Annotated in this window: 8 protein-coding genes; 2 read left to right on the plus strand and 6 right to left on the minus strand. The window is 63.5% G+C overall.

Annotated elements, in window-relative coordinates; genetic code table 11:
- Positions 1–46: 46 nt before the first annotated feature.
- Genes VIB55_RS11555 through VIB55_RS11565 form a run of 3 tightly spaced genes read right to left on the minus strand, consistent with a single transcriptional unit; the run spans position 47 to position 1422 of the window.
- Complete coding sequence (locus VIB55_RS11555; RefSeq protein ID WP_331876816.1) at positions 47–496, minus strand: hypothetical protein; 450 nt, start codon at positions 494–496, stop codon at positions 47–49.
- A 4-nt stretch (positions 497–500) separates the two neighbouring features.
- The gene (locus VIB55_RS11560; protein WP_331876817.1) at positions 501–1088 is read right to left on the minus strand and encodes a ParA family protein; all 588 of its coding nucleotides are present in this window, start codon (positions 1086–1088) and stop codon (positions 501–503) included.
- A 1-nt stretch (position 1089) separates the two neighbouring features.
- A complete protein-coding gene (locus VIB55_RS11565) occupies positions 1090–1422 on the minus strand; it encodes a ParA family protein (protein ID WP_331876818.1) in 333 nt (110 codons plus the stop codon).
- A gap of 222 nt (positions 1423–1644) precedes the next feature.
- On the opposite strand from VIB55_RS11565, the gene VIB55_RS11570 reads away from it, so the two are divergent.
- Both VIB55_RS11570 and VIB55_RS11575 read left to right on the plus strand, forming a co-directional pair.
- Entirely contained in the window at positions 1645–2166 is a 522-nt protein-coding gene (locus tag VIB55_RS11570) for a hypothetical protein (RefSeq protein WP_331876819.1), read from the plus strand.
- 138 nt (positions 2167–2304) lie between these two features.
- A complete protein-coding gene (locus VIB55_RS11575) occupies positions 2305–2637 on the plus strand; it encodes a hypothetical protein (protein ID WP_331876820.1) in 333 nt (110 codons plus the stop codon).
- Here the strand turns inward: VIB55_RS11575 and VIB55_RS11580 are convergent.
- From VIB55_RS11580 to VIB55_RS11590, 3 genes are all read right to left on the minus strand, one after another.
- The gene (locus VIB55_RS11580) at positions 2634–3113 is read right to left on the minus strand and encodes a hypothetical protein (protein WP_331876821.1); all 480 of its coding nucleotides are present in this window, start codon (positions 3111–3113) and stop codon (positions 2634–2636) included. The genes VIB55_RS11575 and VIB55_RS11580 overlap by 4 nt on opposite strands.
- 441 nt (positions 3114–3554) lie before the next feature.
- Positions 3555–4322 (minus strand): creatininase family protein, encoded by a 768-nt coding sequence (locus VIB55_RS11585; RefSeq protein ID WP_331876822.1) that lies wholly within the window; start codon positions 4320–4322, stop codon positions 3555–3557.
- Positions 4323–4442: 120 nt separating this feature from the next.
- Positions 4443–5123 carry a hypothetical protein gene (locus VIB55_RS11590; protein ID WP_331876823.1) on the minus strand — a complete coding sequence of 227 codons (681 nt, stop codon included), beginning with the start codon at positions 5121–5123 and terminating at the stop codon, positions 4443–4445.
- Positions 5124–5395: the final 272 nt, after the last annotated feature.

Here is a 5395-nt window from a genome sequence, read left to right on the forward strand (position 1 = left end):
GCGCATCATGTTCGTTTTGCGAGGCGCCGAAATCCGAACCGTCTGCTCACCCGAGAAGGTCAGGAGTTTCTACGGCATCGGTGTTTTTTATCATCGAACCGCCCTCCCCTTGGATAGCCCTTGATCGCAACCGGTAGCCGATGGTCGCTTCGATCACCCGGGAACGGAGCATCTCTACATTGTCACTTCGCTGCACATGTAGATCAGCCGTTCGGGCTAGCTTTTCGAGCAAGGCCTTGGTCCGGTACTTCTCATCCAAAAGCAGAAGGCCTTCCTCTCGCGAGTTAAGTTCTCCCAGTGAGGCCAAATCACGTTTCATTTCCTCATCGGAAATGTCGCGCTTTTGTTTAACCGGCGCGCGTGTTTTTTTACTCGGACTGGGCAGCAGCCCAAGCTTTCGCTCGCCCGTCGTGAGCGATTCTACGTCGGCTCGACTCAAGCTAGCGAGAAACCTAGAGACGGCTGATAGGACCTGCGTAACCTCGTCTTGAGCCATGGAATCACCCTTCGATCTTCTGTAGGAATTCTGTAGTGAGCGATTCCAACTCGGTCAGGACCTCTTTGTATGTACCGCTTGATTGCGGAACGAGCACCACGGGGACCCCTGATTGCGGCGCATCTCCGAATAAAGACTTGTTCTCACGGATAAATGTCGAGAACACGGGCACGCCCAATCTCTTGGTCTGAGCGATGAACGGCCGCATGGCGGATATCGGCTGCCCCCCGTACATGCTCACCATCGTGAATACTACCCCTAGGATCTCAGGGCTAATCTGGATTCCTGGTTGTGCGTTGTCCAGTTCGGCGTATTCGTTAAAGTCCGTAACCAGAGCGGTCACGCTTCGTTGAAGGTAATCAATGCCCAATGTTGACAAATAATCCGGCTTGGCTGGTATGAGGATGTAATCACTCGCCACGATAGCAGTTTTGGTCACCACGTTGAAGTTCGGCGGGCAATCGATCAGTATTATGTCGTAGGTATCCGGATCGATAGCATCGATTCCATCACTTAAACGCCGGTGCACCTTTAGGTAGTTCTGCTTCGATTGTTTTAGGGTGGCACCACCCAATTCCGTCGCAAGTTCCAAATCAACGTTTGATCAATCCTAGATGCGATGGGATCAGATCCAGGGAACCATCGGGGATTCGTGCGTTCGCGGCTGTCGGTGAAATCACCAGATCTTCAAGAGAGAGGGCCTGGCCACTTGAAAACGAATCGAACCACGCCTTGATCGTCTTTCCGGCCGAAAGCTCTGCCTCCCAATACTCTGGGCGCACAAGTGAGAAGGTGAGGCTAGCTTGCGGATCAAGGTCAATCGCGAGGACCCGCTGGCCGCGAAAAGCGAGTTCTGTCGCGAGGTTGGAAGTTACTGTCGTTTTGCCAACGCCACCTTTGTAGTTGATTACTGATACAACCAGCATCGAATCGCCCCTTACTTGTGGTTTGCGTACATCCGTTGCTCGATTATATGGCCCGAATCACGCCCGGACCAGATGGGGCAATCCTCGCGGAGCCCGAGGTTACGAGTGCAGCCGCGGCCGTCGGCCCGCTGTCACAATCCAGTTTAGAGCCACGTTAATGAACACGCGGCTCGCCCCGGCGTGCGCCCCGGGCCACCTGTTCCACCGTTCCCACGCCACGGCATGATCCGGGTATTCTCGACATTCCCGCGCCCGCGCACCGGGCTCGCTGTGCTCTGCGGCGTGCTCACCCTTGCCGCGTGCACCGACCTCGCGGGTCCCTTGCCGCGCGCCGGGGTGCCTGACGAGCTGGAGTTCTCGATGGGCGGATACGAGGCCCCTTCCGCCGACGTGGTGCTTCGCGGCGACACGGTGGTGCTGCGGCGCGGGCACTGGGCGCCGACCAGCCCGTCGCAGAACGACAGCGTCAAAACCGTTCCGTCGGCGCAGGCCTGGGCGAACTTCTGGACCACCGTCGACGAAATCGGCGTAAACTTCTGGCGCAGGAGCTACGTGGCCGAGAACATCGCCGACGGGGCGGGCTGGTCTCTGCGCCTGTCGGCGGACGGCCGAACCGTGGAGTCGTACGGCAGCAACGCCTACCCGGACAGCCGCGGCGCCGAGCACGAGGGCGAGTGGACGCCCGAGTTCCGCGCCTTCATGGCAGCGATCGAGGAACTGGCCGGCGGGCCGCTGTACAAGTAGCCGAGCGCGTCCGTACGCAACCGAGCGGCCCCGCGACGAACCTCGTCGCGGGGCCGCGCTTGTTGGCGACCTTGCGGAAGACGCGTCATTCGCGTCGAATGTACGAAGTGATCACCTGTCCGACCCAACGAGGAATGCATGGGCCCGCAGATCGACGAACCGGATTGGAAGACGCTTCGCGCATTGCAGCCCACGCTGCTGGACCGGCTCTGCGCGCAGATCCTGGACGAGTGCCGCGCCGTGGTGGACGACGCCAGCCTGACCGCGCACGAGCGCTACCTGAAGACGTTCGAGCTGATCCAGCACCGCGACGAAGACATCGCCATCGCGTTCAATGACATGCGGCGCTCCATGGCTGTCCTGAAGCTCACGGCCATCCGCCGGATGGGGTTGCTCACGGACGTGGAGTTCCAGCGCTTCAGCCCGAAGATCCGCGAAACCGTGGATTCTTTTCTCGCCTCCCGCTCTTAGGATCTCTGCTCACCAGCCACGTCCGATGCCCTGCCCGACTTGATTTCACGATACACGAAGATGCCCAGGAGGGTGGCGAGGGGAACCAGGATCGTCGCCAGGCCCGCGGCCGACTTGTCGGCGTAGATCAGCCCGCCACCAACCAGCACCACCAGCACCGCCAAAACGAAAGCGAACCACTGCGCGCGTCCGGACTGCCGCAAGGGTTCGCTTTCGCACCACTGACGGTGCTCCTGCTCTTTGGTGGCGCTGTTGAGAACCCACGCGATGGAGCGGGGCTCGACTTCCTTGTACTGGGCCAGGATGAACGGGTGCGGGAGCGGCCCGGAATACCGTTCGATGACGGCCCGAATCTCCTGTACGAGCTCTTCGGGTTCTGCCTCTGCTCCCAGGGACGCGCCGGGATCACCCGCCGGAGCCGCCTCCGGCAGGTGCTTCTTGCGTGTGACCTCTCTCCTGGCCTTGGTAAGTTCCATGTCCAGATCCGTCGCGCCTCGATTGCGCGGTGGCGAAGGCGTCCAGCAGACGCATCACGTCCGAACTCAGCTCCCGGGGCAAGTGCGGCCGCGGCACCACAGGAGTGTCCCATTCAGCAGTGCGAGCCGCCGCCAGACGCCTGGTGAGTTCACCCCGGCGTTCCGCTGGCAGCCGCTGCGCGTAGGCGAGCAGCGCTCGCTCCAGATCGCCCCCGATCGCATGGAAGTCGCCCGCGATGGCTTCTGCGTCCCGGCCGCGCCGCGGAGCCGGAGCGAGTTGCCGAAACCAGGCGGGGTTCCCGCGGAGATCCAGCAGGCTTGCGGCGCCCGTCAGGCTCGAATACCAGCGTGTGTTCTTCGTACGCATTGCACGACCTTGTGGCTACGTCTCTGCGCCATGGTTGGAGCGCTACCCAATGATGCACGCCCACGCTCGGAGTGTCAAGATATTTCGTACGCTTCGTTCATGTCTGTCTGCGCGAGGTCTACCAGGAACCCGCTGATGCGCTCGCTGACGGCGTGGAGGAACGCGGCGCCTTTCTCCGGCGTGGCCGCGGACGGGTCGCCTACGCCAGTGTCGGCGGAGATGGCCGTCCAGCGGCGCGGAGCCCAGGCCCAGCCCTCGCGCAGGCCGGCGATCCTCGACTTCTTCTCCGTCCCCGGCCCCGCCTCGGCCAAAGGCAGAACGAGCTCGGGCGCGATGTGCATCATCACGCTCGTTTCCAGCTCGCCCGCATGGTCGCCGGGCTCCGCGAAGAACGGCCGCGGGTCCACGCAGTTCCACCAGTTGATGGCGCACAGGAACACGCCCACCTGCGGCTGAAGCTCGCGGATGATCGCGCGGAAGTCGTTGCCGCCGTGGCCGTTCAGAATCACGAGCTTGCCGATGCCCTGCCCCGCCAGCGAGTGGGCGATGTCCCGGAGGATGGCCAGCTGCGTCGTGGGATTGACGTTGAGGCAGAGCGGGATTTCCAGCTGCCCCGTCTGCACGCCGAACGGAACCGTCGGGAGCACGATCACCCGCGCCCCGCGATCCCACGCCAGCCGCGCCGATTCCGCGGCGGCGGCGTCGCACTGCAGGGTGTCGGTGGCGTAGGGCAGATGGTAGTTGTGCGCCTCCGTGGCGCCCCAGGGAAGCACGGCCACGTCGTAGCGCATGTCGGCTACCGTCTTCCAGGTGGTCTCGGCGAGAACGTACGGTCGGGCCACGGTGCTTCCTCGGTCTGCGGAAAGGGACGGGACGGAAGGTACGAAGTACGCGGTATGAATCGAACGGACAAGCCCCGCGCCGGAAGGTCCGGCGCGGGGCTCTCGTCATCCTCCCCTGCCTCAGTAGAAGCGGAGGACTTCGATCTGCTGGTTGTTGACGGCTCGTCCCTCGAAGCGGACGAAGTCGCCCACGCGCAGGCGGTGGAACTCGTCCATCGTGGCGCGGGGCGAGTTGGACGGCACGTAGGCCGTGGCGTTCACCCCCTGGCGGATCTGGATCACCAGCGCGTTCCGCTGATGGTCGATCTGCGCCACCTGTCCCGAGAACACCTGCGCCTGCCCGCTCGTGGTGCCGCCCATGGTGCCCTGGCCGCTGGTGCCGGGGGCGGGCTGGCCGTTGCGCTCCTGCACGCTCTGCCGCACCTGGATGCGGCCCACGTAGTACTCGTTCTGCGAAACCTGCTGGATCTCCATGTCGACGACGTCGCCGCGCTCCAGCGCCGTGACCGGGTACTGCTGCTGCTGATAGACCACCTGCGTCCGCTGGTCGTAGCGGATGGCGCCCCGCTGGCCCTGCTGCGTGGCAACGTTGATCACCTGCCGCTGCTGGTCGACGCCCTGCACCTCGACGGTCACCACCCCGCCCTGCCCCTGCTGGCCCTGCTGCTGGCCTCCGGCGCCCGCCGCCCCCGCGAGAATTTCGCCCAGGGTGCCCAATCCGCCGCCCGCGCCCGCGCAAGCCGTGGTGGAAAGGGCCAGTACACAAACCGCCACCCGGCGGCCAAGATGGAGCATGGACATGCGAAAGCTCCGCGTAGATGGTTGCACGCTCGTTCGTTCCGATTGCGGGCTCACCGGGGCAAGAGCGGTGCCGCGCGCCATCTGTATCTCGCTCTGGGGCAAACACATAGGAAAAGCCTCACTCGTCGCGGGTGGTGGTCATCCCCAGCGCACGGGGACCGTACTCCCAGGAGGACGGCGCTCGCCCCTAAGCAGTTGCCGGGCAAGAGGTTGTGGTACGCCGTCAGCAGATGGCAATCCGCCCACGCGCTCCGCATTCGTCAGGAACGGGA

The sequence above is a fragment of the Longimicrobium sp. genome, assembly GCF_036554565.1.
In the GTDB taxonomy this organism is placed as follows: domain Bacteria; phylum Gemmatimonadota; class Gemmatimonadetes; order Longimicrobiales; family Longimicrobiaceae; genus Longimicrobium.

Coding starts and splice junctions, on each gene's coding strand:
- VIB55_RS11575 (WP_331876820.1), top strand. CDS start 2,305: ATGGGCCCGCAGATCGACGAACCGGATTGGAAGACGCTTCGCGCATTG.
- VIB55_RS11565 (WP_331876818.1), bottom strand. CDS start 1,422: ATGCTGGTTGTATCAGTAATCAACTACAAAGGTGGCGTTGGCAAAACG.
- VIB55_RS11555 (WP_331876816.1), bottom strand. CDS start 496: ATGGCTCAAGACGAGGTTACGCAGGTCCTATCAGCCGTCTCTAGGTTT.
- VIB55_RS11570 (WP_331876819.1), top strand. CDS start 1,645: ATGATCCGGGTATTCTCGACATTCCCGCGCCCGCGCACCGGGCTCGCT.
- VIB55_RS11590 (WP_331876823.1), bottom strand. CDS start 5,123: ATGTCCATGCTCCATCTTGGCCGCCGGGTGGCGGTTTGTGTACTGGCC.
- VIB55_RS11580 (WP_331876821.1), bottom strand. CDS start 3,113: ATGGAACTTACCAAGGCCAGGAGAGAGGTCACACGCAAGAAGCACCTG.